Source organism: Nocardia sp. NPDC006982, assembly GCF_042869435.1.
In the GTDB taxonomy this organism is placed as follows: domain Bacteria; phylum Actinomycetota; class Actinomycetes; order Mycobacteriales; family Mycobacteriaceae; genus Nocardia.
On the sequence record NZ_JBIAFV010000011.1, the window covers coordinates 100,300 to 126,540 of the forward strand.

Consider the following 26,241-nt stretch of genomic DNA (forward strand, 5'->3'; position numbering starts at 1 on the left):
GGCCTCGGCCGGTACGCTGGGGTGCTGTTAGCAGCTGATTGTCGATCTTGGAGGACCCTGTCGTGGCTCTCGTTGTTCAGAAGTACGGAGGATCCTCGGTAGCGACCGCCGAGCGTATCCGGCGCGTCGCTGAACGGATCGTCGAGACGAAGAAGCAGGGCCACGACGTGGTGGTCGTCTGCTCGGCCATGGGCGATACCACCGACGAGCTGCTCGATCTGGCGCAGCAGGTGGCGCCTGCGCCGCCGGCTCGGGAAATGGACATGCTGCTCACCTCGGGTGAGCGCATTTCCAATGCGCTGGTCGCCATGGCCATTCATTCGCTCGGCGCCGAGGCTCGCTCGTTCACCGGCTCGCAGGCGGGTGTGATCACCACCGGATCGCACGGTAACGCCAAGATCATCGACGTCACCCCGGGCCGGGTGCGCGCCGCGCTGGACGAAGGTCTGGTCGTGCTGGTCGCCGGTTTCCAGGGCGTCAGCCAGGACAGCCGCGACGTCACCACGCTCGGTCGCGGCGGCTCCGACACCACCGCGGTCGCACTGGCCGCGGCGCTCGACGCCGACGTCTGCGAGATCTACACCGATGTGGACGGCGTCTTCACCGCCGACCCGCGGATCGTGCCCGACGCGCAGCAGCTCGAGCAGGTCTCCTATGAGGAGATGCTCGAGCTCGCCGCTTGCGGCGCGAAGGTACTCATGCTGCGCTGCGTGGAATACGCGCGCCGCTACAACGTTCCGGTGCATGTGCGCTCGTCCTACACCGACAAGCCCGGCACCTACGTCTATGGATCGATGGAGGACATCCCCTTGGAGCAAGCAATCCTCACGGGCGTCGCGCACGATCGCAGCGAGGCCAAGGTGACCGTGGTCGGCCTACCGGACGAACCTGGCTACGCCGCCAAGGTATTCCGCGCGATCGCCGACGCGGAGATCAATATCGATATGGTCCTGCAGAACATTTCCAAGGTCGAGACGGGTAAGACCGATATCACCTTCACCCTGCCCAAGACCGAGGGCGCGCGTGCGGTGGAGATGCTGACCAAGCGTCAGGACGAGATCGGTTTCTCGCAGGTGCTCTACGACGACCACATCGGCAAGGTTTCCCTCGTCGGCGCGGGCATGAAGAGCCATCCGGGCGTCACCGCCACCTTCTGTGAGGCGCTGGCGAACGCGGGCGTGAACATCGACCTCATCTCCACCTCCGAGATCCGGATCTCGGTGCTGGTCAAGGACACCGAACTGGACGAGGCCGTGCAGGTGCTGCACAAGGCCTTCGATCTGGGCGGCGACGAGGTCGCCGTCGTCCACGCGGGAACAGGACGATAAGCATGGGTGTACGGGTAGGAGTCGTCGGCGCGACCGGACAGGTCGGCGCCGTCATGCGAAAACTGCTGGAGGAGCGCAACTTCCCGGCCGACGAGGTGCGTTTCTTCGCCTCGGCACGCTCGGCGGGTAAGACCCTGCCGTGGCGCGGCGGCGAGATCGTGGTCGAGGACACCGAGACCGCCGATCCCGCCGGCCTGGATATCGCGCTGTTCTCCGCGGGCGCCACCATGTCGCGCGTGCAGGCCCCGCGTTTCGCGGCGGCCGGTGTCACCGTGATCGATAACTCGTCGGCTTGGCGTAAGGATCCCGAGGTCCCGCTGGTCGTCAGCGAGGTGAATCCGGAGCAGACCCGCAATCTGGTCAAGGGCATCATCGCCAACCCGAATTGCACCACCATGGCCGCGATGCCGGTGCTCAAGCCGCTACACGATGTGGCCGGCCTGCAGCGCCTGATCGTTTCGAGCTACCAGGCGGTCTCGGGCAGCGGCCTGGCCGGTGTCGAGGAGCTGGTCTCCCAGGTGCGCGCCGTGGTCGACGATGCCGAAAAGCTGGTGCACGACGGCAGTTCGGTGCCGTTCCCGGCGCCGAACAAGTATGTCGCGCCGATCGCCTTCGACGTGATCCCGCTCGCCGGTGCACTGGTCGACGACGGCTCCTTCGAAACCGACGAAGACCAGAAGCTGCGCAACGAGAGTCGCAAGATCCTCGGCCTGCCCGAGTTGCTGGTCAGCGGCACCTGCGTGCGTGTCCCGGTCTTTACCGGCCACTCACTGTCGGTGAATGCCGAATTCGCCGAACCGATTTCGGTCGAGCGCGCCAAGGAAATTCTCGCCAAGGCCCCCGGCGTCCAGCTCACCGACGTGCCGACCCCCTTGGCCGCCGCGGGCAAGGACGACTCCCTCGTCGGCCGCATCCGCCAGGATCCGGGTGTCCCCGACGGTCGCGGTTTGGCGCTGTTCATCTCCGGCGACAACCTCCGAAAAGGAGCCGCTCTCAACACCATTCAAATCGCCGAAGTCCTGTTGGCGCAGCGCTGACATTGACCGAACGGGCCGTTCCGATCATGAGATCCGAACGGCCCGTTTGCTTTTCGGTCATCTGATATCGAGTTTCACTGACGAGCCGAGCAGCGCGGTCAGCGACAGCCCGAATGTGCGCCGGAAGGTTTCGCTCAGATGTGACGGGGAGGCGAAACCGGCATCGGCGGCGCAGCGCGTGAGGTCGTGTCCGGCGGCCAAGCTCGCGAAAACCATTCGGAGCCGCGCCCATTGGCGGTAGCGGCGGAATGTGGTGCCGGTGTGTGCGGCGAAGGTCCGCAGGAAGTGGGTTTCCGACATCCCGGCTGCATCGGCCGCGTGCTCGGCCCGGATGTGTGCGGTCGGATCGTCACGAATGTCGCGGACAATGGCATCGATTCGGGGATCTGTCGCCGATTGCCGAACCGATATCAGGGACTCCAACTCGGCGACACCGGTTCGGGCCGCGGAGATGAGGACGGCTTCGGCGCTCGGATCGACAGCCGTGGACTGGACATTGCTACCCGATCCGGTGGTGACCCCAGCGATCATCGCGATGCCGGGTTCGGCGAACAGCAATGCGATCCGGCCCTCCGAGACAATCCGGGCTGGTACCCGAGCCGGTATGAACACGCTGCGGGTGATGATCGTCGCTTCCGCCGCCGTCTCCACGGCGAACGGTTCGTCCAAGCTCAGGCCGAGATACCCGATCGACGTGGCATGCATCCCGACGCCCAGCTCCGGGCCGAGATATCCGACATGTCCGGGCCGCATCCACAGCACCGGCGCACCGCAGGTTTGTGAAAGCGCGGTCCCGGTCATGTTCGTCAGGCTAATCGGTGCCCGGCGCAATCAGCCGGTGCGAGCCGCGACGACAGGAGATGAACGGAAATGACGACCGAGGGAGTTACCGCGAAGCCGAGCTGGCAGACCCGAGCCATCACCGCACTGTTGGCATCGCGCGGGCAGAAGCAGATGCTCGGCAGCGCGGAGGGGATTCATGCGGCGCTGGAAAAGCGTGACCGTCGCGTCAAAGAGGTGCGGCCCCCGGCGTTCCTGCGCAAGGCGGCGACCGTCACCCGGGATGATCTCGGCGGTTGGCCCGTGTTCCGGGTAACGCCGAGCGCCGGACCCACCGACGTCAGCGTGGTTTTCCTGCACGGCGGCGGCTTTTTCGCCGAGATCGTGCGCCCGCACTGGAGTTTCGTCCGCGAACTCGGCGCTGCCGTTCCGGCGGAGGTCGTGGTCCCGATCTATCCGCTGATCCCACACAGCAGCGCCGCGGACATGGTTGCCACCACCGCCGCGATACTCGCCCGCACGATCGAGCAGCGCGGTTCGGGCAAGACCGTGGTGATGGGCAATTCGGCCGGCGGTCTGCTGGCACTGGCGGCAGCACATGTCCTGCGCGATCAGGGTGGGCCGCAACCATCTCGGGTCGTGCTGATCTCCGCATGGCTCGACGCCACCCTTTCCGACCCGGCACTGCCCGAGCTCGAACACGTCGATCCGTTGCATCAGCGGCCCGGAATGGCCGAGATAGCGCGGCTCTACGCCGACGGCCTCGACCTGCGCGACCCCCGCGTCAGCCCGCTGTTCGGGGCTGCCGAAGGACTGCCGCCCCTGACGATCTTCTCCGGCACCCACGAACTGGTCCTGCCCGACGCCCGAAACCTCACCCGCCGCGCCGAAGCCGCGGGGGTGCCGCTCGACTACCACGAGGGCCCGGGGCTGCCGCACAACTACGCGCTGATGCCCAGCCCCGAAGGCCGTGCGGTCCGCAAGATCATCGTCGACGCCTGCCGCGCCCCACGTCATGAGTTGTCCGCGGTCGACCGGGACAGCGCGAGCCGATAAGGGTCCTGCTCACCGCGCCTTGCCCGCCCGCTTCGACCGTGGTGCGATTCGGAAGCGGCGCGAGCCCAACGAACACGTGACCGGTGCGGCCCGGCTCGGGAACCATTTGAACGCGGTGTGACGGCCGAGTAGGCCTCGGTGAGGCTGCGCCGGGCGGCACGGTTCGGTCAGTGGGGTCGTAGTCCGTCGAACACGATCGCGAAGGTGCGGTGGCGTTGGTCGGGGGTGGTGTTGGTGGAGTTGGCGGCCAAGAAGGTGCCCTTCACCACGCGCATGAGGTCGTCGATATCGATATCGCGTCGTACGTTCCCGGATTGTTGTGCGCGGGTGAGTAATTGGGCGATGGCGGCCCTCAGCTCGTGGGCGGGTTTGTGGCTTTCGGCGCCTACGGCTTCGGCTAGGTCCCGTTTGACGGTGCCCTCGGCGACCATGCGGTCGAGGAAGTCGAAGAAGGCTTTGCCCGGTTCGGGCGCGGTGGCGAGTTCGCGGGCGTAGGTGATCATGCGCTCGACGCTGTCTACGATCGCGGCTTCGAAAAGGGCTTCCTTGGTGGGGAAGTGGCGGTAGACGGTGCCTGCGCCGACGCCGGCGCGGCGGGCGATTTCGTCGAGCGGGACCGAAATGCCCTCGGCGGCGAAGGCCTCCTGGGCGGCGGCGAGTACGCGGTCGCGATTGCGGCGCGCGTCGGCGCGCAGCGGGCGCGGTTCCTCGCGATCGGTCATGAGGGCTGAGTTTACTGGAGGCATTGACAAGCGGGGCGATCGTTCCGGATGATAAGCGGGGTCAACGTTCCGCTTAATTGAAGCAGGTGTTTTCATGGTGGAGACTTCGGTGGAAAGCCCTCGTGAACTGGTAGAACGGCTGTTCCGGGAGTTGCCGGCTCGCGATGCCGACGCATTTGTCGAGTTGCTCGCCCCGGATGCGGTGTTCGAGATCCCCTTCGTCATTCCCGGAATGCCGACCCGGCTGGTCGGGCGCGAGGAGATACGCGCGCATCTCGCGCAGCGCTGGTCCGGAATTTCGCGAATCGAGGTGCACGGGATCTATCCACAGGTGTACGAAACGGCCGATCCCGAGGTGGTTTTCGTGGAGAACGAGGTGGATATGACGGTGCCCGGCGCCGAGCGGGCGCGAGTTCGCACCTCCGTCAATGTCGTTCGGGTCCGCGACGGCAAGGTCACGCTGTTCCGCGACTACATGGATACGGCGCGCTTCGCCCGGCTTGTGGAGAACTGACCCAGCAGGCCCGGGCGGGCCGAAAATTCCCCTCGCTCCGCCCGGGTGCCCACTGCTAGCCTGCGCCGATGGCGAATCCTTATCCACAGGTGTATTTCGGGGACCGGATGATCGACGCGGAACAGGCGTCGGTCGCGGTCGCTTCGTCGGCAGTGCTGTACGGGCTCAGTGTGTACACAGTGTTCCCAGTGCTTGTGGATGGATCGGCACGCACCGCATTTCGGCTCGACGACCATTTCCGGCGACTCGAGGAATCCTGCAAGATCATCGGCATCGACCGGTTCGCCGCCGAATGGGACTTCGCCCGATTCCGCACGGCGATTATCGACCTGGTCGCGGCCAATGCGCCGAACGAGGACGTATTCGTCCGCGCGACAGTGCATGTCGTCGAATCGATTCCGGGCACCCGGGTCCGGGGCTGTGCCATCCAAGTCAGTATTTTCGTCTACGACGCGGTGCCGATCGTGCCCCAGGACGGTATGCGGCTGAAATCCAGTCCATGGCGGCGCATTCCGGATAATGCGATTCCATCGCGAGCGAAAGTCAATGGCGCGTACGTCAATTCGGTACTCGCCAAACAGGATGCCATCGACAGCGGCTACGACGACTGCATCTTCCTCGACGGCAACGGCCACGTCTGCGAACTCAGCGCCGCCAATATCTTCCTCGTCCGCAACGGCACCCTGATCACCCCGGATGTGTCCTGCGACATCCTCGACGGCATCAACCGCCGCACCATCCTCACCCTCGCCGCCGAAGACGGCATTCCGATCGTCGAACGCACCGTCGACCTCACCGAGCTCTACATCGCCGACGAAGTCTTCGTCACCGGCACCTCATCCGGGACCTCGCCCGTCACCGAAGTCGACGGCCGCCTGATCGCCGACGGCCACCCCGGCCCCCTCACCCAAACTCTCCGCAAACGCCACACCGCCGCCCTCCGCACCGACACCCACCACAACTGGCTCACATCCCTCTGACCGCTCCCGCAGAAGTCGTCACTACTTCGCACTACCTCTACCGTGTGCGAGGTAGTCACCGGCTATGCGCCGCGCTCAATCCATTGCGCCGAGTGGGATTGCGCGCGCAGGGCAGCTCTGATCCCGGCGCTGCCGTGACTACCTGACGCGGCTTTACTGTGTGCGAGGTGGCACGATGCGACGTGCTCGATCCTCAGCGGCAGCGCGGGATTCCGTCGCGGGTGGATCGTAGGCATCACAAGCGCTCGAGGGCGGCGATGGTGCCGAGGAAAAGTTCCACGTTGTCGTGCACGAATTTGTCGCGGGGGTACGGCAGCGCCTGCTGGATCCAGGCGGTGACGGTGTCGCCGAACGCGCCGACCAGAAACCGCGCGGTGAGGTCGATGACGGGATCCTCCGGAGCGCGGTCCGCAACCAGCTGCGCCAGGATTCCGCGGAACGCACGCGACACATCCTCCGAGCGCGCAAGCCGCCGCTCGGCCACGGCCGGATGCCCATATGCCTTGGTGGACAGGATCTTTCCCTTGGCGGGCGCGGCCAGGAAGAAATCGACCATGGCCTCTACCACCGCTGTGACCTGTGCCCGGCGGTCCGGTGCCGCGCTTGCGGACGCCGCACCGACGGCGTTCGCAAACTGGCGAAAAGCCAGCTCGAATGCGGCACCGATCAGATCGTCGAGATCGGTGAAACTCTCGTACACGAACCGGGTGGACAGTCCGGCGGCTTTGGCGACCGTGCGGATCGTCAGTCCGCCCGCACCCTCGGTAAACTATGTGCGCCCCGCACCGCTGCACCGGCCGATGATCGTGACCGCGATCCTCGATCGGCGCGAAGGCGAGCGCAAACTGCATATCCACGCCCGCCTCGAACACGACGGTGAACTCGTCGCCGAGGGCAATGCCCTGTTCATCGCGGTCTCGCCGGATCACTTCTTCGCGCAGGGCGCGAAGGAAGGCGATATCCCTTTCTTCGGTGTGTGATTCAGCGGATGCCCGGTGTGCGCGGATCCGGACCGAGGCAGACCAGAATGGCGCAGCCGGGTGCGGTATCGGCGAACGGCGGCGCCAACGGATAATTCAGGCAGCTGAAGACATTGCAGCCCGGATATGCCGCAGGTCCGATGCCGAAGACCGCGAGCAGCAGATTCGTGTCCACGAACCGCCTCGGATCCAGACGCAGCGGCGGCTCCACATACGGACCCGGATCGGGCACCGGACGGACTTCGAAGGCCGCGAACAGCCGACGGAAGAATTCGTACGGCAGCTCCGCGGTGTTCTGCACAATCCCCGAAATGCCCTCGTTGCTGACATCTCCGAAGACTCCGGTCCACACCACCGTCAAATCCAGGCTCGGCATGATGAAGACGTTCTGCATGCCGAGTCCCGACATCGAGTAAATGTCGGCGGGTAGGTAGTCGGGGGTCTCGGCACATCCCGGTCCGATCCAGAACAGATAGCCGTAGCATTCGTTCGCCGCTGACGGCTGGCGTGCCTTGTACAGATACGTCTGCGAGACGATTTGCTGCCCGCCCCAGCTCCCGTTATTGCTCACCAGCAGGCCGAGCTTGGCGAAATCGTTCGGCGGGATCATCAGATGGGCGTATCCGTAGGTGTGCCCGGCGCGGTCGCGCGCCCAGTAGTAATCGCCGCGTTCGATGCCGAGCGGATCGAAAAGCTCACGCTGCGCGAACTGCTGCAGCGGTTCCCCGACGGCCAATTCGATGACATAGGCGAGCAGATCGACATTGCGCTGGCTGTAGCTGAATGCCACGCCCGGCGGATTGTCCAACGGCACCCCGAGCGCCTGCACCGCACTATTCGGATCGATTGGAATCACCCCGGTGACGCCCTCGGTGAGCACGCCCACCTTCATGCCGGAGGTCTCGGTCAGCAGATTCTCCACGGTGATCGACCGATGCTGCGCATCACCGAGTCCGGGCGGCAGATACCGATCGATCGGCGCTTCGATATCGAGTTTCCTCTGATCCCAGGCTATTCCGGCGAGCAGGGAAACCACGCTCTTCGTCGCACTCCAGATATTCCAGGCGACATTCCCGGTCTGGTCGTTCGTCGGCCCCTCGCCGATCAGGCAATTGTGCCGGAACACCTGCACATTCAACCGATTACGCCCGCCCGCGAACTCCAATGCCTGCGCGAGCCGCCCCGAATCCAGTCCAACCTGTTCCGGTGCCGTCCGTTCCGGCTCTCGCCCGGACGACACCCCACATGACAGCTGCTCGGTATGCGTGGCCTGCGCACTTCCGGCGAAAACGCTTCCCGCAACCAGCGATACCGCGGCGATTCCGGCCAGGAATCCGTAGATGCGCCCCATGCGCAAAGGCTATCGCGACCGACCTCGCCAGACGGGGTAACAGGCTGAATGCGTCTCAGTCAATTGCCAACTCGGCGCGTCGCTAGACGTCATAACGCAATTGCCGCGCGCCGCTCATACAAATCGATCCGCGCTTCAGACGCCGTCAGCGGCGTGTCCGTACCCCGAACCAGCCGGCGCCCACGCCAAGGACCGCTAGTCCGGTCAGCACCGAACCGACGGGCAGCGACAGCCCGACAATCACGCACCCCGCCGCGCCGACGAGCGGCACCCAGCGCGCCGGACGATTCTCCGCCTCGGTCAAGGTCGCCGCCGAGACGTTGGCGATCAGGTAATACACCAGCACCGTGAACGACGAAAACCCGATGGCCGCACGCAAGTCGAAGGTTCCCGCGATGACCGCCACCACCGCACCGACCGCCGACTCCGCCCGATGCGGCACACCGAATCGCGCATGCACGGCGGCCAGCGAACCCGGCAGATATCTGTCGCGTGCCATTGCAAGTACCGTGCGCGAAACCCCGAGTATCAGCGCGAGCAGCGATCCGGCCGCCGCGAGCACCGCACCGACCCGGACCACCGGGGCGAGCCCGGAGACCCCGGCCGTCGAGACGACCCGGGCCAGCGGATCGATCGCATGCGCGAGCCCCGCAGACCCGAGCACCTCCAACGCGGCCACCGCCACCAGTGCATAGACCGCCAGCGCGATCCCGAGCGCGATCATGATGGCCCGGGGAATCGTGCGTCGCGGATCGCGCACCTCCTCGCCGAGGGTGGCGATACGGGCATATCCGGCGAAGGCGAAGAACAGCAATCCCGCGGCCTGTAAGACGCCGCGCGGTCCGATCCGGTCCGGCAGAGTCGTTGCAGCGGAATGTTTTCCGAACAATCCCACCCCGACGACCAGCACCAGCACGGCCAATACCGCCGCCACAGTGATCCGGGTGGCCAGCGCCGATTTCTGCACGCCGGTGTAGTTGATCGCGGTGATCGCGACGACCGCCGCGACCGCGACGATCCGCGAATGTTCTGGCCATGCGTAGCCGCCCACTGTCAGGGCCATCGCCGCACACGATGCGGTCTTACCCGCGACGAATCCCCACCCGGCCAGATATCCCCAGAACGCACCCAGACGCTCGCGTCCATACACATACGTCCCGCCCGATACCGGATACCTCGCCGCCAGCCGCGCCGAGGACGTCGCATTGCAGTACGCGAGCAGTGCGGCCACCGCCAGGGCAAGCAGCAGCCAACTGCCCGCCGCCCCCGCCGCGGGAGTAAGTGCGGCGAAGATGCCCGCGCCGACCATGGACCCGAGCCCGATGACCACCGAGTCGGTGAGTCCGAGCCTGCGTCGCAGTGCGTCGCCGTGCGTTGCCATGGCTGCATCATCGACCACACCGCGGTCGACCACGAGTCGAGCCGCTCCGGAAATACGAAACGCCGCCAGGTTGGTAAACCTGGCGGCGCTGAGTCGCCGGACGCCACGCCAACGTCACGACTCGAGTGCCGACGTCCCACAAGCGCCTCTCGGCGAGTGGTCGCTCGTAGCGACGAATAGGGTGAGGCCCGGGGCTGTCCGGACGCCGACAGAGGTGATCAACGGTCCGTCGGCCGGATCTATTCCACGAATTGCGATGTGATGCGCACAACGAAAATCACCCGGTGGGATCCCGCCGCGATCCGCGTCCTCCCGATAGCTTCGAGCTGCCTGGGCAGCGCGGACCTGTCTGTGCAGCACAGACGGGTGCCACGGCCCCGTCGCAAAACCGACTGATCGGTATCTATCGAGCTAGATCAAGCTGCCTCGCCATTCACGGCCCAGCGGTGGCTGTCGCCCGGTCTTTGCCATCACGGCAGAAGCCGACGTCCTCTCACCCGCGACCGGATATGCACCGCCAGATTTGTGGGCGGCACGCCGCCGCGCGGCGCACCCGGCGACCGTGATCAGATGCGGCATGGCCGCTCGACGGGCAGGTCCCTGGCACTGTCGCCTACCCGCGGGTGGTGGTTCGAGCCGGTACGGACTCGCGTGCCGCAATCTAGAATCAACGGGCTCACGAGGTGAAGAGGGGGATCGGCGTGTCCGATGATCTGGTACTTGCCGAAATGCTGGCAGCGTTGGAGCGCAGTCCGGAGGTGCTCGCGCTGCGGGTGCGGGTGATCGAGTTGCTGATCGATCGTGGCCGCCATGCCGAGGCACTGGCCCAGTGTGCGACCGCGCTCGGTCAGGAACCGGGACATGCTCGAGTGCTGGAGTTGTTGCAGCAGTGCACAATTGCGCTCGCAAGTGGTGCGGCGCCCCCCGCTGCACCGACCCGGCCGACGTCGGGCGAGCCGATGCTGAGCCAGCCATCGCCGAGAGAGCCTACGCTGAGTGACCCATCGCCGAGCCAGCCCATGTCGGCCCACCCATCGCCGACCCAGCCCGCGCCGAGCAATACCGCGCCAACCGAGTCGGCACCGGATGAAGCGAAAGACGATCCGTCGCAATATGATTGGGTGGCGGCCGAAGAACAGGTCGGCGATATCATCGCCCCCGCATTCATCGATGAGGGCTCGCGCGAATTCGTCACCGACTCCGATGTCGGCGTATTCGAGAAGCCCACCGTCAAGCTGGCCGATGTCGGCGGCATGCAGGATGTGAAGCGTCAGCTCGAACTCACGCTGCTCGGTCCGATCCGAAATCCCCGATTCGCCAAGGCTTTCGGCACTTCCGCGCGCGGCGGACTGCTGCTCTACGGCCCGCCCGGCTGCGGTAAGACCTTCATCGCCGCGGCGGTTGCCGGTGAACTCGGTGCGAACTTCTACCCGATCGAGATCGCCGACATCCTCGATATCTATCACGGTTCCGGCGAGCGCAATCTGCACGAGGTCTTCGAAATGGCCCGCCGCAATGCGCCCTGCGTGCTGTTCCTCGACGAGGTCGACGCACTGGGGCACAAGCGCAGTCAGATGTCGGGTTCGGCGTGGATGCGCAATGTAGTGAATCAGCTGCTCAACGAGATGGATTCGGCCACCCGCAGCAACGACGGCGTCTACATCCTCGGCGCCACCAACCACCCGTGGGACCTCGATGTCGCCCTGCGCCGCCCCGGCCGATTCGATCGCATGATCCTGGTCGGCCTGCCGGATTCGGACGCGCGCCGGGCGATCCTGCACTACCACCTGAAGGATCGTCCGGTCGCGGGCATCGATCTCCTGGCAATCGTGCGGCGCACCGACGGCTTCTCCGGTGCCGATCTGGCCCACATCTGTACCTCGGCAACACAATTGGCGATGGCCGACTCGATCAGCACCGGCACCGTGCGCCCGGTCGGCATGGCCGATATCGAAGTCGCGCTGAGCCAGATCAAGCCGAGCGCGGGCCCCTGGTTCGAATCCGCCCGCAACGTAATCGAATTCGCCAATAACGACGGAACGTACGACGAACTCGCGAAGTACATGCGAGCCAAGAAGTTCCGCTCCTGAGACAAGCCCGGCCGAGCCGCTCAGGCCACACCAACCCGCACTCCATCCGACGGAGAGGCGCATAGTCGGCGTCCTGAAGCCCCGCGTCGTCTGCGTCCTGGCGGCGCATGGCGTCTGCGCCCCTGGGTGCGCGGATCTCCCCGCCTTGGAGGCGTGTTGGTAACGGCGTTCCCGGAGCTGCGCGCCGACTGCGCCGTAGAGGTGCGTGGCGCGTGCGTCCCTGCGGGTGCGCGTCACCAGCGTCCCCGGGAGCTGCGCGACGTCTGCGGGGTCGGGGTGGGTCTCGCCTGCGCCGTCGGTCTGCGTGCTCGGGGGTCACCGGAGCCCCTGGAGCTGTGGGTCGTCTGCGCCCCAGGGTGTGCGACACCTGTGCCTGGAGATGTGCGACACCTGCGCCCTGGAGGTGTGGAGCATCTCCGTCCTGGAAGTGCGCGGCATCTGCGCATGGAGGTGCGCGTCATCGGCGTCCCGCTTGCGTCTTGAAGCGCCCAGCTACCGAATGCCTCCCGTGACTGCCGCCACACCCGCTGACCGACCCGCGCGACGAGCCTATTTTTTGGATCTCCTCTAATTCTTGACTAATTCCAGAAAAAGCATAACCATCGGATGCATGCACACCAACCTCACCGATCCGCGCGAACGACTGCGCGCGGCCGGCCTGCGGGTTACTGCCCCGCGGGTCGCGGTGCTGGCTGCGGTGGCGGCCCGACCGCATTCGGATGCCGATCGGGTGGCCGCCACCGTCCGCGAAACTCTGGGCTCGGTATCCACGCAGGCCGTCTATGACGTGCTCCGGGCCTGCGTGAACGCCGGAATTCTGCGGCGCATCGAACCCGCCGGTTCGCCCGCGCTGTACGAGGCCAGGGTCGCGGACAACCATCACCATCTGGTGTGCCGAAGCTGCGGCACGGTCGTCGATATCGACTGTGTCGTGGGCACAGCCCCCTGCCTGGAACCCGAGGACGCGCACGGGTTCGTGATCGACGAGGCCGAGGTCGTCTTCTGGGGTCTGTGCCCGACCTGCCGTACCCATTCAGCGAAGGAGGCTGCCGATGACCAAGCCGACCACCACCAACACCGGAACGCCGGTATCCAGCGATAACGAATCGCTCACCGCGGGCACCCAGGGTCCGATCCTGCTGCACGACCACTACCTCATCGAAAAGCTCGCCCAGTTCAACCGGGAGCGGGTGCCGGAGCGGATCGTGCACGCCAAGGGTGCGGGCGCATACGGCGAGCTGGTGGTGACCAATGACGTGAGCCGCTACACCAAGGCCGAACTCTTCCAGCCCGGCGCGCGGACCGAGTCGCTGGCGCGGTTCTCCACCGTCGCGGGCGAACAGGGCAGCCCCGACACGTGGCGCGACCCACGGGGTTTCGCGGTGAAGTTCTATACCGAGGACGGCAACTACGACCTCGTCGGCAACAACACCCCGATCTTTTTCATCAAGGATCCGATCAAGTTTCCGGACTTCATCCGATCGCAGAAGCGCCTGCCCGGTAGCGGCCTGCGTGATCACTATATGCAGTGGGACTTCTGGACCCTGCGTCCGGAAACCGCCCACCAGGTCACCTGGCTGATGGGCGACCGCGGCATCCCGAAGACCTACCGTCATATGAACGGCTACGGCTCGCACACCTACCAGTGGATCAACGCCGCGGGCGAGCGCTTCTGGGTGAAATACCACTTCAAGACCGATCAGGGCATCGACTACCTGCCCCAGGCCGAGGCCGACCGCCTCGCGGGTGCGGACGCCGACTATCACCGCCGCGATCTGTACGAGGCGATCGAGCGTGGCGAGTTCCCGACCTGGACCCTGTACGTGCAGGTCATGCCGGTCGCCGAGGCCGATGGCTACCGCTTCAACCCGTTCGACCTGACCAAGGTGTGGTCGCATCGGGACTACCCGCTGATCGAGGTCGGCAAGTGGACCCTGAACCGCAATCCCGCCAACTACTTCGTCGATATCGAGCAGGCCGCCTTCGAACCCTCGAATATCGTTCCCGGCATAGGCTTTTCGCCCGACAAAATGTTGCTCGGCCGGGTATTCGCCTACGCGGACGCGCACCGCTACCGCATCGGCACCAACTACGCGCAACTGCCGCCGAACCGCGCACGCGCCGCGGAGGTGAACTCCTACTCCAAGGAGGGCGCGATGCGCTACGAATACAACGACGCGAATGTGCCTGTCTACGCGCCGAATTCGTTCGGTGGCCCGCATGCGGATCCGGAGCGGGCGCCCGATGGCGGCGTCTGGGAGTTCGACCCGACCGTCGTACGCGCCGGCTATCTCGAGCATGCCGAGGACGGCGACTTCACCCAGGCGGGCACTCTGGTCCGTGAGGTCTTCGACGACGAGCAGCGAGATCGTCTGGTGGACAATATCGTCGGCCATGTGCTCGGCGGTGTGCGCGAGCCGGTGCTGTCCCGGGTGTTCGAATACTGGAAGAACGTGGACGCCGAACTCGGCAAGCGCGTCGAGGAAGGTGTCCGCGCCGGACTGGGCGGCTGCTAACTCAGGTCCGAAAACAGCTCCGCCCCTGACCATTTCGGTCGGAGGCGGAGCTTTTCGTTATGGGGGAATCCACGGGCCCCAGGGCTCGGAACTACAACAGGCCCCACCAATAGAGCAGTGTGGCCAGCACCCAGACAACCACGGTCTCCATCGCCGCTCCCATTCTCCTTGGCGCCTCATCCTCCATCATCCGCCGATTCGCGCCACCGCGCCGCAAACTTGTCGGGATCTTCCGCAAATAATGCGACTACCTGAGGTTTTGTCCCTGCAAGGTCTTCTTAAGTGCCCAACAAGCCCGCAACGGCATTGTTTGTGTCAACACCGCAACACAAGCCACCACCGGGGGTGGGGAACCGGACTCGACCTGTTCACGAGGGGTAACAGGTCGCGTCACGGGGGTAGTGCCAGCCGGGCCGGTCCACGAGGGGTGACCGGCCCGCTGGCGCTTTATCGGGGGCAACCACTTCGGATGGCTCTTCCCGGAGCTGACCGGCGAATCAGTCGCCGCTGCCGAAGGTAACCATTCGGTGCGTGCCGACGATCCCATCCAAGGGTGTATGTGGCCGGGCCGGTTCACGAGGGGTGACCGGCCCGGCCCGGCCTCGAGCGGTCAGCCGACCGTCTGGACCGAGTAATCGGGCAGTTCGTAGCTCTCGGTTTTGGTGAGCATCTTCATCATGAGCGGCTTCATGATCTTGGTGGTCATCAGTCTGCTGACGAACAGACCAGCGCGAATGCCGAAGCGCGATTGGGGCGTCATCGACCGCAGACCACCCGGCGGCAGCTCCTGCGCGGTAGCGACGAACGGCCGCAGCACCTCTTCGTAGCGGGCCAGCGCCTTCTCGGGATCGGTTGCGTGCGCGGCGATTTCACCAGCCAGGACGTACGCGCCGACCAGTGCCATCGCGGTGCCCTGTCCGGTGAGCGGCGAACCGCAGTAGCCCGCGTCGCCGAGCAGCACCACGCGGCCCTTGGACCAGTTCGGGACATCGATGCGGGCCAACTCGTCGAAGTAGAAGTCGTCGGCGGTGGCCATGGCATCGCGCACGGTGCCCGCGATCGTGCCGCCGTCGGCCAGCCGCTCGCGGATGAGCTGCTGCTGTGCCGCGATATCGCGCCGCAGCGCCGGATTCGCGGCGTCGCGAATGACGACCAGCGCCTTGCAGGTGGCCGGATCGGCATCCGGACGCAGTCCCACACCGGTCGCGCCGACCAGCGAGTTCATCGCGATCCAGTGCTGCTCCGCATAGTCGGGCGTCGGCAGCGTGAAGAAGGACATGTAGCCGCCGAGATAGGTGGAGAAATCCTCCTCCGGGCCGAAGACCAGGCGCCGGGTCGAGGAATGCAGCCCGTCCGCGCCGATCACGATGTCGAACCGCTCGGTGCTGCCGGAGGCGAAGGTGACATCGGCGCCCGCGTCGTCCTGGCTGATCTCGGTAACCCATTCGCCGTAGCGGTAATCGACGCCGCCCGCCTCGTCGAGCAGATCGAGCAGCACCTGGTTCAGGTCGCCGCGGGTGACCTCGATCTCGGCGACCGCGCCCTTACCCTCGAAAACCTCCGCGGCCATGCGCAGCAGTTCCTTGCCCTCGCTGTCCACGAATACCATGCCGCGCTCGTCCAGTTGGGATTTGCGAATACCGGGCATGAGCCCCATCCGCTCCGCCACCTCGACGCTCGGACCGCGCAGATCCACAGCCTGCCCGCCGGGGCGGGGCGCGGCCGCCCGCTCGACCACGGTGGCCCCGATCCCGGCCCGGAGCAGTTGCAGGGCAACGGCGTTGCCGCCGATGCCGCCGCCGCAGACGAGGACCCGCGGGCGGTTGGTGGCGGGGTTGGTGTTGCTCATGATCTGTTCCTCACTGGCTCGAATGTCTTGCACATATGTCTAACAAACGTGTTGCACGTTTGTCTAGTACAAATGTGTAAGACGTTTGAGCCAGCGGATAGTTCTAGTGCTGCAAGTAGGCCTTCCAACTGCCGTAGGAGGTGATATCGGTGGCGGTACCTGCGGCATCGTAAGTGCAGGCGAAGCCGATGACCGTACGTCCGTCGGATAGTTCGATGCTGGTCAGCGCCATCGGCGCGGGCAGCGCGGCGAGGAAGCGGCCGAGTCCCGCCGCCGATACCCGGAACAGCTCGCCGAGGATCGGCGCACCGAGTCCCGGGCCGTGGCGCACCAGTCCGGGTTTCGCGGGCGTGGTGTCGAGTGCGGTCAGGCGGTAGGCGTCGGTGGTACGGATCTCGCCGGTGAACCGCGCGCCGATCTCCTCCAATTGCCAGTGCAGCGGCTGACCGCGCAGGTGCGCGCCGAAAACGGCCAGCTCGACACCGTCTTCGACCAGTACCGGGGCGTTGTCCGCGCCGATGATGCGGGCGGCGATGTCGACGGCGACCTGATCGGCGAAGGCGGGCGTCACGACCATCACGCCGAAGGGCGCGCCGGTCGCGGTGGGTAGGCCGGGGACGGCGACGGCCGCCATATCGAGGAGATTGCAGAAGTTCGTGAAGGTGCCCATCCGTCGGTTGATGCCGAACGGATCCGCTTGTACCGCAGCGATACTCGGATGCTCCGTGGTCGTCGGCAACAGCAGCCCGGCGAACCCCCGCAAAGTCACCGCTGCCGCAGCCTTGGCTCGCGCCAAGGTATCCAGATCAGCCGCGAATCCGGGGCCGGTCGTTGCTCGCGCGGCATTGATGATGGCCGTCACGGTGGGATCGGCGCTCGCAGGCGCGGTATCGAGGAATGTGCCGACGGCCGCATAGCGCTCCGCGACGATCGCGCCGTCGTAGAGCAGAAGCGCGGCATCGAGCATCCCGGAGATATCGACCTCTGCGGTCATTATCCCGGCGCTCGTCACCGCGGATACGGTGCGGGCGAAGGCATCTCGGTACGAATCGCTGAGCGCGACGAGATCCTCGGCGCGCGGGACCGCCAGCCGGATGGCATGCGGCGCGGCGAGCGGAACATCGGCGGGCCAGGACCGGCTGCGCGGATCCCGAGGCTCCGGTCCGACCATGACCGCGGCCGACGCGACCGCACTGTCCAGGTCGTTGGCGAAGACCGTCACGGCGTCGTAGTCCGCACAAGCCGGAACCACCCCGTGTGCCGGGATGATCCCCAAAGTGGCCTTGATACCGACGATTCCGTGCAGTGCCGCCGGAACGCGTCCGGAACCCGCTGTGTCCGTGCCGATTCCGACATCGGCGATACCGAGAGCTACGGCGACCGCCGATCCGGAACTGGACCCACCGGAAATCAACTCCGGATCGTGCGCATGGCGGACCGCGCCGTATGGGCTGCGTGTGCCGACGAGCCCGGTTGCGAACTGATCCAGATTGGTCTTGCCGAGAACCAATGCGCCCGCCGCGACCAGGCGCTCGATCGCCGTCGCGGTGACCTCGGCGGTGTAGGCGAATTCGGGGCAGGCCGCGGTGGTCGGCAGCCCCGCGACATCGATATTGTCCTTCACCGCAACCAACACCCCTGCCAGCGGCAAGGATTCGCCCGCGGCGAGCCGCTGTTCGACGCCCGCGGCCTCGGCGGCGACATCGGCCTCGGCACGCAGCGTGATCCACACCTCCGGCCGATCGACCTCCGCGATGCGTCGATACGCGGCGGCGACCCGCGCGGTCGGCGTGCCGTGTACTTCGATATTGCCTAGGACGCCTGCGGTCATTCGGCGGCTCCGATCACTGCTAGTGGGGTTCCCGGTTCCACTTTCGCGCCTGGGGTGGCCAGTACCTTCAGGACCGTGCCGGTGCCCGGGCTGTGCACCGGCAATTCGAGTTTCATCGCCTCGAGGATGGCCACCGGATCGCCCGCGCCGAGACGCTGACCCACCTCGATTTCCACCCGCCAGACATTGCCGATCATCGGTGCGGTGACCACCGTTGCGTCCGGCGGCAATCCGGCCAGTGGGTCGGTTGCGGGCTCCGGCGCGCTCTCGACGATCGTGCTCTGCTCGAATTCCCCTACGGCGCGCCAGGCCTGTTTCTCTGCTTCGAAGGCGACGGCCAGTTTGGACTCGAATTCCGTTATGGCTTCGGCATTTTCGGCGAGCACCCGCAGGTGGTCGGCGAGTGCGAAGGCGCCATCGCTGACTTCGGCGTCGAAACGCCCGGCCGCGGCGGCCGCGCGCTGTTCGAGCAACTGCTCGGGGGTCACCGGCTCCCAGACAATGCGGTCGAAGAATCGGAACAGCCACGGGGTGCCTGTTTCGAACGGTGCGGATTGCCGGTAGCTGGACCATATCGGCACCGTCCGGCCGATCAGCTGATAGCCGCCCGGTGATGCCATGCCGTATACGCAGAGGTACTTCCCGCCGATGCCGACGGCATCCGCTGGTGTCCAGGTGCGCGCCGGGTTGTATTTGGTGGTGACCAGCCGGTGCCGCGGATCGAGCGGAACCGCAAGCGGCGCACCGAGGTAGACGTCACCCAGGCCGAGCACCAGGTACTCGGCGTCGAAGACCGCGGCACGCACATCCTCGATGCTGTCGAGTCCATTGATACGGCGGATGAATTCGGTATTCGAAGGCAACCACGGCGCGGTATCACGGACCCCGCTGCGGTATCGATCGATGGCCTCGGCAATCGAGGGATCGTCGAACGACAGCGGCAATCGAATCGTGCGACTGGGCACCACGAGGTCATGGGTTGCGGGCAGTTCGGCTTCGAGGTCGCTCAGCGTGCCGAGCAGCCGATACTGCGGCAGCACCTCGGGATCGAAATGGATATGCAGTGAACGGACACCCGGCGTCACATCGATGATGCCCGGGAGACCGGTGCCCGCCAATGCTTCGGCGAGTGCGTGCACCCGCATGCGCAGGCCGAGATCCAGCACCATCTCGCCGTATTCGACCAGAATATTGTCATCGCCGCCGCGCAGATAGGTGACTTGCGGACGATCCGCACCCGCCGCAACGGTGCCGAGGATGCCGCGATCGGCCAGTCCGATCGGCGCGCGGGAACCGGTGAGCAGGCTCGGCGCCGCCGTTGGGGCCTCGGCCTTGGCGCGGGCGGTGTTCGAACGGCGCAGCGCGGTGGCCCGGTCATCGTCGACCGGCGCGAAGCGGACGGTATCGCCCGGACGCAACTGGCCGAGTTTCCAGCGATGCGCCGAGATCACGGTGAGCGGGCAGGCGAAGCCGCCGAGACTCGGACCGTCCGGCCCGAGCAGGATCGGGGTATCGCCGGAGACATTCAATGTTCCGACGCTGTACGGGTTGTCGTGCAGATTCGACGGATGCAATCCCGCATCGCCACCGTCGGTGCGCGACCAGGTCGGCTTCGGACCCTCCAGTCGAATGCCGGTGCGATTCGCGTGACTGCCGACTTTCCAAGGGTGCGAATAGAATTGGTCCATATCCGCATCGGTGAAATAGGCGGGTGCGGTCTGTGGCCCGATACCGACCGCCAGTTGCCACACGTGCGTGAATTCGGGTCGCTCATCGAACGGAACCGCTTGTGGCTCAGCGAGTTCGGGCCGATTCCTGACGATTCCCAGCACATCCCCCGCGACGATGGCTTTGCCGGTGCTGCCGCCGAAACCACCGAGAGTAAAGGTGGCGGCGCTGCCGTGATAGAGCGGCGCATCGATACCGCCACGTACCGCGAGGTAGGTGCGCAATCCGGCGTCCGACGGTGCGCCGATATCGAGCACCGACCCGGCCGGGACGGTAACCGGCTGCCACATCGGTACCGGCTGTCCGTCCACTGTGACCGGAGTCGAAGCACCCGTCACGCAGACCACGGTCGTATCGGCGAAACGCACCTGTGGCCCCTGGAGCGTGCATTCCAGCGCGGGCACACCTGCGGGGTTGCCGACGGCGATATTGGCCAGGGTGAACGACAGATCGTCCATCGGACCCGACGGCGGAATTCCGACCTGCCACAGGCCGATTCGCCCCGGATGATCCTGGATCGTGGTCATCGTGCCACCGCGCAGCACATCGATGCGATGGCCCGCAGGTCGGATATCGGCCAGTGTCGTCGTGACGTGGTCCGCGTCGAGCACCACCGCATCGGCACTCGCCGCCCGCAACTGGGGCAGATTCGTTTGGACCCCGTAGATCCTGGTCGAGGCCAGCGCATCGCTCAATCCCGCGAAGGCCGCGTCGCGAGTGGTCCCCGACGCGATCACCTTGGCCAGCAGCGGGTCGTAGTACGGACTGACTTCGGTGCCCGTCGCGACCCAGGTGTCGACCCGAACCGCCGCATCCACCGGGAAGGTCGCGGCCGTGATCAACCCGGCGCTCGGCCGGTACTCGTGTCCCGGATCCTCGGCATAGACCCGCGCCTCCACGGCCCATCCGCTGATCGCCGGTCCGGTCTCGGGCAATTCGTCGACCATCGAGCTGTCCCCGCCCGCCAGCCGCAACATCCACTCGACCAGATCGACTCTGGCCACCGCCTCGGTCACCGGATGCTCGACCTGCAGCCGGGTGTTCATCTCCAGGAACGAGGCCGCACCGCGCTCGACGTCGTAAACGAATTCCACTGTGCCCGCCGATCGGTACCCCACCGACCTGGCCAACTCCCGCGACGCCGCGAGCAACTGCTCCGACAGCTCCGGCGCGAGTCCGGGTGCGGGTGCTTCCTCGATGACCTTCTGATTGCGCCGCTGCAGCGAACAATCCCTGGTGCCGAGGCTCACCACGCGGCCGCAACCGTCACCGAAGAGCTGCACCTCGATATGCCTGGCCCGCGCCACGAACCGCTCCAGGAAAACACCGGTCGAGGAGAAATTCGTTGCGGCCAAACGTTGCACGCGCAGGTATGCCGACCGCAGCTCATCGGCATTACCGCAGGCCTGCATGCCGATACCGCCGCCTCCACCGACCGCCTTGAGCATTACCGGATAGCCGATGCGCTCGGCCTCGGCCACCGCGTGTTCTGCCGATTCGAGCAGTCCACTACCCGGAATCAGCGGCACTCCAACGACTTCGGCGGTCTCGCGAGCGCGGTGCTTATCGCCGAAGATGCGCAATTGCTCCGGCGTCGGCCCGACGAATGCGATCCCGGCATCGGTCACCGCCGTGGCGAAATCCGCATTCTCCGAAAGGAATCCGTATCCGGGATGAATCGCGCCCGCACCCGTCGACAGCGCCGCCTCGACAACCAGCTCGGCACGCAGGTAGGACTCCGCAGCCGGACTCGACCCCAGATGTACTGCGACATCTGCGATTTCCACATGGGCAGCACCCACATCGGCATCGGAGTACACGGCGACGGTTTTCAGTCCCAGCGCACGCGCCGTCCGCATGATCCGGCAGGCGATTTCGCCGCGATTGGCGACCAGAACCGTATCGAATTCCAGTGTCACCGGAAACTCCCCTATTCAGTTGCCAAGGACATCGCGGCAATCGCCCGCGTGACCCGATCGAGAACGACATCGAGCGATTCCCCGATGTGCGTGTGCAGCAGTCGATATGCCAGCGGAAGGTCTTGTGCCAGAACGGCATCCAGAATTCCCAGATGTTCGGCGATGGTGGTCTCGATCCGGTTGTTGACCATGAAGTCGTACATCCGAACATGCCTTATCCGCGAATTCACGGCCTTCAGCGAGCGCACCAGCTCGGCATTGCCCGCCGCCGTCAGCAGCGTGACGTGGAACTCCTCGTCGCGCACCACGAAACCGGGCTCCTGCTCGGGCGGATCCGCACGCAGGGCCAGCCAGGCTTCGCGCTCGGTCGCCAGTAACGCATGATCGTGCACGACCGCCGGATTATCGATGGCGCGCTGAATTCCACCTAGCTCCAAGGTGATTCGCAGCTCGTACAGGTCCCGAATCAACGGAATGCTGGGCCGCACCGGAGTGAAGCCGTATTCCTCCCGCTGCAACAGTCCGTCCGAGCACAGCATGGTCAGCGCCTCCCGGACCGGCGTCCGCGAGATTCCGAACCGGGTCGACAGCTTGGGCTCGGTAAGGCGCTCGCCGAACCGGATATCCCCGTTGATCAACTCGGCGCGCAAAGTCGTATAAACAACATCGCGCAGCGGCCGTCCCGCTGCATCCGCCAGTGTGGCCACCCGTGTCGACATGCGTGTATACGCTATGGACCTCGCATTTCATCGAGATGACCGCACGTTAGCAAGCGGTAAGAGTCTGCTCACCGCCCATATCGGACGACCGGGGACATATCGGAACCATCGCGCATTCCTTCGGCGTGCCGCCTTCCGGAATTTCGCACCGGCGGTGCACAGTGAGGGGGAGCAGACAGCAACACTCGGCAACGTCGCCGCACCACCGCAGGACACATTGTCCCCGCAGGCTGATGACAGCCGGGCACTTCCGTGCCGGTCGGTGCCGATCCGTCGCGACGCCGGGTGCACCTACGAGAAGTCTCGGGAGGTATGGATGGATGCGTTCGTGATCGTTGGCTTGCTCGCCCTGGTCTGCGGGCTACTAGCGGTCATTGCCTGCGCGGTGTGGTGGCCGACCCCCGACCGCCGGGCCAACCAGCGAAAACAGCTCCGCCCCCGACCTGTGCGGGCCGGGGGCGGAACCGTTCGTCTCAACCACGAGTCGGGGTGACAGGATTTGAACCTGCGACCTCTTCGTCCCGAACGAAGCGCGCTACCAAGCTGCGCCACACCCCGTGAAGCGAACCTGGAGTAGCTTACAACAGCTCACGTCCAGACGTTAAACCCGCAGGTCAATCAGCCTCCATGGGGGCGAAGGCTGGTGAAGATGCGCATCGCGGTGGCCGCGTCGACGGCATTGGGGACGCCGGTGTCGGCCGCGATCACCATGACGAAATTGCCGCTGTCGGTGGGGGTAGCGAAGGTGTAGATCGAGTAGTCGGTTGCGCAGCCCGGATTGACCTTGGTGGCGGTGCCCTTGGTCTCCACGAACATGCCCTGCTGGGAGCCGTCGAGCGAGCGGAGCGGCTGTGCGGCGCTCGGGATACCGCCCGGTGAGTTGGTGTAGGCGATCTTGGCGGTCCTGGTGCCGAGTTCGGTTGCGGCGGTTGCCGAATCGGTGTCCTTGGAGCCGGTCAGGAAGGCCACGGTGCGGGTCGAGCCGGGGCAGTAGCTCTTCCCCTCGGTGGCCAGCCCCTTGCCGGTGACAGCGTCCGGCGGATCGCCGAAGCCGCCGACCTTGCCGTCGGGGGCGACTGTCCAGTCGGCGGGTACGTCATAGGCGGCCCCGAGGTCCGAGGCCACCACAACCTGGTAACCGGGTACGACGGGGGTCTCGTTATTGGCGGGGGCGTGCTTGGTGGTGGTCGGCTGGGTCGAGGTACGTGAACCGGTGGGGGTGAGTGCGCTCACCATCGACGGAACCGGATTCTGCGCCGCGGTGTCGCCCGAGCCGTGGTTGGCCGTGACGATAGTCGCCGTCGCCCCGCCCGCGACCACGAGCGTCGCGACCGCGGCGGCGATCCAAGGGGTGCGGCGCCCGTGGCCTGATCGGTTCACGCTCGATGCGGCGGCCAAGTCCGAGGCGAATCGGTCACTGAAGAACGCATTGGAGCCACCGCCAGGGCCATGGGGCGCCGGCATGCCGCCATACGGTCCGGATGCTGTTGCGCCGGGATGGAATTGCGTCGTCGAGCCCGACTGCCATGCCGGAGCGGGTTGCGGCGCCCACTGCAGGGTCGGATCGAATTGACCAGGGGCACTTACGGTTTGTTGTTCGGGCTGCCACGGCATGGCCGGGGCCGGTGCGACGCCGCCGCGCCACGGTTCGGCAGTGGGTTCGGGGCCGAACGGCGACAGTGCGGCCGGATCGAGTTGAACCGGCGCACCGAATGTGCCGTGCGCCGGGTCGGCCCCCGACTGCGTCCCGGATCCGGGCTGTCCCAGCGCAGGGCCGAATTGCTCTGCGCCATAAGGCTGTTGCTGATACGGCGTACCGGTTTCGCGCCGGTCGTCGAGATCACTCACACTGTCCCCTGCCTGACGTCAGTCTCGGCAAAGGACCTTAGCGGAACTCAGCGGGCGATGGCTTCCGAGGGTGAAACGCCCTGCCCGCTATCGGCATTGGGACGTTTCGGCGGTGCGGCGACCAGCGTCAGCAGCGTCGCCTCGGGGCGGCAGCAGAAGCGGTACGGCGCCCACGGGGAGGTACCGAGACCCGCGGAGACGTGCAGTTGGGTGTGCGCGCCCCACTTGGACGAGCCCTTCACCCGCGAGCGATCGATACCGCAGTTGGTGACCAGCGCACCGTATCCGGGCAGGCACAGTTGGCCGCCGTGCGTATGTCCGGCCATGACCAGGTCGTAGCCGTCCTCGGCGAAGCGGTCCAGCACCCGGGGTTCGGGGGAGTGGGTCAGGCCGATGCTCAGCACGGCGAGCGGGTTGGGCGCACCGGCGACGGTGTCGTACCGGTCGCGTTGCAGATGCGGATCATCGACGCCCGCGCTCGCGATTCGAATGCCCGCGACCTCGACATCACGGCGGACATGGGTCAGATCGAGCCAGCCGCGCTCGGTGAAGGCCGCGCGCAGGTCCTTCCACGGCAGCGGCGCGCCGTACACCCGGCGGTGATCCTTCTTGAAGTATTTCGCCGGATTCTTCGGCACCGGCGCGAAATAGTCATTGCTGCCGAAAACGAAAAGGCCCGGGCGGGAAAGCAATCCGCCGAGGGCCTGAACCACCGCGGGCACCGACTTCTGGTGCGAAAGATTGTCGCCGGTATTGACGACCAGATCCGGCTCCAGCCGGTCCAACTCCCGCAGCCACTGCTGCTTGAGCTTCTGACCAGGCATCATGTGCAGATCGCTGATGTGCAGCACCCGTAGTGACGACGAGCCCGGCTGTAGCACGGGCATCGTGGCCTCGCGCAGTACGAAGGCGTTTCGTTCGATCAGCGAGGCGTAGCCGATACCGGCCACCGCGGCCCCGGCGGCTCCCAACGCGGTTCGTCGGATGGCGGAGGTCGAGATTACGGGCATTTGCCCAGCATAGGTGACCCCGGTCCGGAACGCTGAGTGTGTTTCCGCACAAGCGGTCGGGCCGGTGTGGTGAATCCGGGTCGAACGCCAAATGTAATGGGCCGGGAACAGGGAAACGGCTACCGTGTGGCACATGTCGGAACTCAAATCGCAGCTGCGTGCGGATATGACCGCCGCGATGAAGGCCAAGGATACGCTGCGCCTCGCCACCCTCAGGATGCTGCTCGCCGCCATCCAGACCGCGGAGGTCGCGGGCTCGCAGGCACGTGAGCTCTCCGATGCCGAGGTCGTCGCCGTACTGCAGAAAGAGGCGAAGAAGCGCAGCGAGTCGGCCGAGGTCTACGCCCAGGCCGGGCGTGGCGAACTGGCCGCCAACGAACACGCCGAGGCGCGCATCATCGATGAATATCTGCCGACGCAGCTGACCGACGCCGAGGTCGCCGATGTCGCCGATACCGCGATCGCGCAGGTCGCCGAGGAACTCGGCGAGCGCCCGGGCATGCGACAGATGGGCCAGGTCATGAAGGCCGCCACCGCGATCGCCGCCGGTAAGGCCGACGGCTCTCGCATCTCGGCCGCCGTGAAGTCGCGTCTGTAGCCGT

21 protein-coding genes and 1 tRNA gene are annotated in these 26,241 nt (G+C 65.9%); 10 read left to right on the top strand and 12 right to left on the bottom strand.

The features are described 5' to 3' along the window. Positions 1-62 precede the first annotated feature (62 nt). Both ACFYOW_RS33870 and ACFYOW_RS33875 read left to right on the top strand, forming a co-directional pair. Positions 63-1,328 (top strand): aspartate kinase, encoded by a 1,266-nt coding sequence (locus tag ACFYOW_RS33870; protein WP_327094449.1) that lies wholly within the window; start codon positions 63-65, stop codon positions 1,326-1,328. A gap of 2 nt (positions 1,329-1,330) precedes the next feature. Continuing rightward, positions 1,331-2,365, top strand: coding sequence for an aspartate-semialdehyde dehydrogenase (locus tag ACFYOW_RS33875; RefSeq protein ID WP_387294144.1), 1,035 nt, complete (start codon positions 1,331-1,333; stop codon positions 2,363-2,365). 57 nt (positions 2,366-2,422) lie between these two features. Here the strand turns inward: ACFYOW_RS33875 and ACFYOW_RS33880 are convergent, their stop codons facing one another. Next, a complete protein-coding gene (locus ACFYOW_RS33880; protein WP_387294145.1) occupies positions 2,423-3,166 on the bottom strand; it encodes a helix-turn-helix domain-containing protein in 744 nt (247 codons plus the stop codon). Between the two features lie 69 nt (positions 3,167-3,235). Between ACFYOW_RS33880 and ACFYOW_RS33885 the strand changes: the two genes are divergently transcribed. Next, a complete protein-coding gene (locus ACFYOW_RS33885) occupies positions 3,236-4,201 on the top strand; it encodes an alpha/beta fold hydrolase (RefSeq protein ID WP_387294146.1) in 966 nt (321 codons plus the stop codon). Between the two features lie 167 nt (positions 4,202-4,368). On the opposite strand, the gene ACFYOW_RS33890 is transcribed toward ACFYOW_RS33885, so the two are convergent. Next, positions 4,369-4,923, bottom strand: a complete 555-nt coding sequence (locus tag ACFYOW_RS33890; RefSeq protein ID WP_387294147.1) for a TetR/AcrR family transcriptional regulator — start codon at positions 4,921-4,923, stop codon at positions 4,369-4,371. 94 nt (positions 4,924-5,017) lie between these two features. Between ACFYOW_RS33890 and ACFYOW_RS33895 the strand changes: the two genes are divergently transcribed. Next, on the top strand, positions 5,018-5,437 hold the full coding sequence (locus ACFYOW_RS33895; RefSeq protein ID WP_387294148.1) for a nuclear transport factor 2 family protein: 420 nt from the start codon (positions 5,018-5,020) through the stop codon (positions 5,435-5,437). A gap of 68 nt (positions 5,438-5,505) precedes the next feature. Next, positions 5,506-6,417, top strand: a complete 912-nt coding sequence (locus ACFYOW_RS33900; RefSeq protein WP_387294149.1) for an aminotransferase class IV — start codon at positions 5,506-5,508, stop codon at positions 6,415-6,417. A 235-nt stretch (positions 6,418-6,652) separates the two neighbouring features. Here ACFYOW_RS33900 and ACFYOW_RS33905 read toward each other — a convergent pair whose 3' ends face one another. Further along, on the bottom strand, positions 6,653-7,117 hold the full coding sequence (locus tag ACFYOW_RS33905) for a hypothetical protein (protein WP_387294150.1): 465 nt from the start codon (positions 7,115-7,117) through the stop codon (positions 6,653-6,655). Here ACFYOW_RS33905 and ACFYOW_RS33910 point away from each other — a divergent pair. Further along, positions 7,101-7,397 (top strand): hypothetical protein, encoded by a 297-nt coding sequence (locus ACFYOW_RS33910; RefSeq protein WP_387294151.1) that lies wholly within the window; start codon positions 7,101-7,103, stop codon positions 7,395-7,397. The genes ACFYOW_RS33905 and ACFYOW_RS33910 overlap by 17 nt on opposite strands. Before the next feature lies 1 nt (position 7,398). Here ACFYOW_RS33910 and ACFYOW_RS33915 read toward each other — a convergent pair whose 3' ends face one another. Continuing rightward, positions 7,399-8,748 (bottom strand): serine hydrolase domain-containing protein, encoded by a 1,350-nt coding sequence (locus ACFYOW_RS33915; protein WP_387294152.1) that lies wholly within the window; start codon positions 8,746-8,748, stop codon positions 7,399-7,401. A 145-nt stretch (positions 8,749-8,893) separates the two neighbouring features. Then, positions 8,894-10,129, bottom strand: a complete 1,236-nt coding sequence (locus ACFYOW_RS33920) for an APC family permease (RefSeq protein ID WP_387294153.1) — start codon at positions 10,127-10,129, stop codon at positions 8,894-8,896. Between the two features lie 701 nt (positions 10,130-10,830). Between ACFYOW_RS33920 and ACFYOW_RS33925 the strand changes: the two genes are divergently transcribed. The 3 genes from ACFYOW_RS33925 to ACFYOW_RS33935 all read left to right on the top strand — a co-directional run bounded on the left by ACFYOW_RS33925 (position 10,831) and on the right by ACFYOW_RS33935 (position 14,735). Then, positions 10,831-12,219: an AAA family ATPase gene (locus ACFYOW_RS33925; RefSeq protein WP_387294154.1), complete on the top strand. Its 1,389-nt coding sequence runs from the start codon at positions 10,831-10,833 to the stop codon at positions 12,217-12,219. A gap of 610 nt (positions 12,220-12,829) precedes the next feature. Next, a complete protein-coding gene (locus ACFYOW_RS33930; protein WP_387294155.1) occupies positions 12,830-13,321 on the top strand; it encodes a Fur family transcriptional regulator in 492 nt (163 codons plus the stop codon). Beyond that, positions 13,272-14,735, top strand: coding sequence for a catalase (locus ACFYOW_RS33935; RefSeq protein WP_387294156.1), 1,464 nt, complete (start codon positions 13,272-13,274; stop codon positions 14,733-14,735). Before ACFYOW_RS33930 ends, ACFYOW_RS33935 begins: the two co-directional genes overlap by 50 nt. A 610-nt stretch (positions 14,736-15,345) precedes the next feature. Here the strand turns inward: ACFYOW_RS33935 and ACFYOW_RS33940 are convergent. The 7 genes from ACFYOW_RS33940 to ACFYOW_RS33970 form a co-directional block, all read right to left on the bottom strand. Next, the gene (locus ACFYOW_RS33940) at positions 15,346-16,584 is read right to left on the bottom strand and encodes an FAD-dependent monooxygenase (protein WP_387294157.1); all 1,239 of its coding nucleotides are present in this window, start codon (positions 16,582-16,584) and stop codon (positions 15,346-15,348) included. Between the two features lie 103 nt (positions 16,585-16,687). Further along, positions 16,688-18,415 (bottom strand): allophanate hydrolase, encoded by a 1,728-nt coding sequence (atzF, locus tag ACFYOW_RS33945; protein ID WP_387294158.1) that lies wholly within the window; start codon positions 18,413-18,415, stop codon positions 16,688-16,690. Continuing rightward, positions 18,412-22,062: an urea carboxylase gene (gene uca, locus ACFYOW_RS33950; RefSeq protein ID WP_387294159.1), complete on the bottom strand. Its 3,651-nt coding sequence runs from the start codon at positions 22,060-22,062 to the stop codon at positions 18,412-18,414. The genes atzF and uca overlap by 4 nt, the downstream gene beginning before the upstream one ends. An 11-nt stretch (positions 22,063-22,073) precedes the next feature. Continuing rightward, positions 22,074-22,781, bottom strand: coding sequence for a GntR family transcriptional regulator (locus ACFYOW_RS33955; protein ID WP_387294160.1), 708 nt, complete (start codon positions 22,779-22,781; stop codon positions 22,074-22,076). Between the two features lie 484 nt (positions 22,782-23,265). Beyond that, a tRNA-Pro gene (locus tag ACFYOW_RS33960) sits at positions 23,266-23,339 on the bottom strand. A gap of 60 nt (positions 23,340-23,399) precedes the next feature. Then, positions 23,400-24,629, bottom strand: coding sequence for a hypothetical protein (locus tag ACFYOW_RS33965; protein WP_387294161.1), 1,230 nt, complete (start codon positions 24,627-24,629; stop codon positions 23,400-23,402). A 47-nt stretch (positions 24,630-24,676) separates the two neighbouring features. Next, positions 24,677-25,639: a metallophosphoesterase gene (locus tag ACFYOW_RS33970; protein ID WP_387294162.1), complete on the bottom strand. Its 963-nt coding sequence runs from the start codon at positions 25,637-25,639 to the stop codon at positions 24,677-24,679. Positions 25,640-25,772: 133 nt separating this feature from the next. Between ACFYOW_RS33970 and ACFYOW_RS33975 the strand changes: the two genes are divergently transcribed. Next, the gene (locus tag ACFYOW_RS33975) at positions 25,773-26,237 is read left to right on the top strand and encodes a GatB/YqeY domain-containing protein (protein ID WP_387294163.1); all 465 of its coding nucleotides are present in this window, start codon (positions 25,773-25,775) and stop codon (positions 26,235-26,237) included. Positions 26,238-26,241 lie beyond the last annotated feature (4 nt).

What these genes read in the sequence shown, in the direction of transcription:
- ACFYOW_RS33875 (WP_387294144.1), top strand. Translation starts at nt 1,331, where the DNA reads ATGGGTGTACGGGTAGGAGTCGTCGGCGCGACCGGACAGGTCGGCGCC.
- ACFYOW_RS33880 (WP_387294145.1), bottom strand. Translation starts at nt 3,166, where the DNA reads ATGACCGGGACCGCGCTTTCACAAACCTGCGGTGCGCCGGTGCTGTGG.
- ACFYOW_RS33885 (WP_387294146.1), top strand. Translation starts at nt 3,236, where the DNA reads ATGACGACCGAGGGAGTTACCGCGAAGCCGAGCTGGCAGACCCGAGCC.
- ACFYOW_RS33890 (WP_387294147.1), bottom strand. Translation starts at nt 4,923, where the DNA reads ATGACCGATCGCGAGGAACCGCGCCCGCTGCGCGCCGACGCGCGCCGC.
- ACFYOW_RS33895 (WP_387294148.1), top strand. Translation starts at nt 5,018, where the DNA reads ATGGTGGAGACTTCGGTGGAAAGCCCTCGTGAACTGGTAGAACGGCTG.
- ACFYOW_RS33900 (WP_387294149.1), top strand. Translation starts at nt 5,506, where the DNA reads ATGGCGAATCCTTATCCACAGGTGTATTTCGGGGACCGGATGATCGAC.
- ACFYOW_RS33915 (WP_387294152.1), bottom strand. Translation starts at nt 8,748, where the DNA reads ATGGGGCGCATCTACGGATTCCTGGCCGGAATCGCCGCGGTATCGCTG.
- ACFYOW_RS33920 (WP_387294153.1), bottom strand. Translation starts at nt 10,129, where the DNA reads ATGGCAACGCACGGCGACGCACTGCGACGCAGGCTCGGACTCACCGAC.
- ACFYOW_RS33930 (WP_387294155.1), top strand. Translation starts at nt 12,830, where the DNA reads ATGCACACCAACCTCACCGATCCGCGCGAACGACTGCGCGCGGCCGGC.
- ACFYOW_RS33935 (WP_387294156.1), top strand. Translation starts at nt 13,272, where the DNA reads ATGACCAAGCCGACCACCACCAACACCGGAACGCCGGTATCCAGCGAT.
- ACFYOW_RS33940 (WP_387294157.1), bottom strand. Translation starts at nt 16,584, where the DNA reads ATGAGCAACACCAACCCCGCCACCAACCGCCCGCGGGTCCTCGTCTGC.
- atzF (WP_387294158.1), bottom strand. Translation starts at nt 18,415, where the DNA reads ATGACCGCAGGCGTCCTAGGCAATATCGAAGTACACGGCACGCCGACC.
- ACFYOW_RS33955 (WP_387294160.1), bottom strand. Translation starts at nt 22,781, where the DNA reads ATGTCGACACGGGTGGCCACACTGGCGGATGCAGCGGGACGGCCGCTG.
- ACFYOW_RS33970 (WP_387294162.1), bottom strand. Translation starts at nt 25,639, where the DNA reads ATGCCCGTAATCTCGACCTCCGCCATCCGACGAACCGCGTTGGGAGCC.
- ACFYOW_RS33975 (WP_387294163.1), top strand. Translation starts at nt 25,773, where the DNA reads ATGTCGGAACTCAAATCGCAGCTGCGTGCGGATATGACCGCCGCGATG.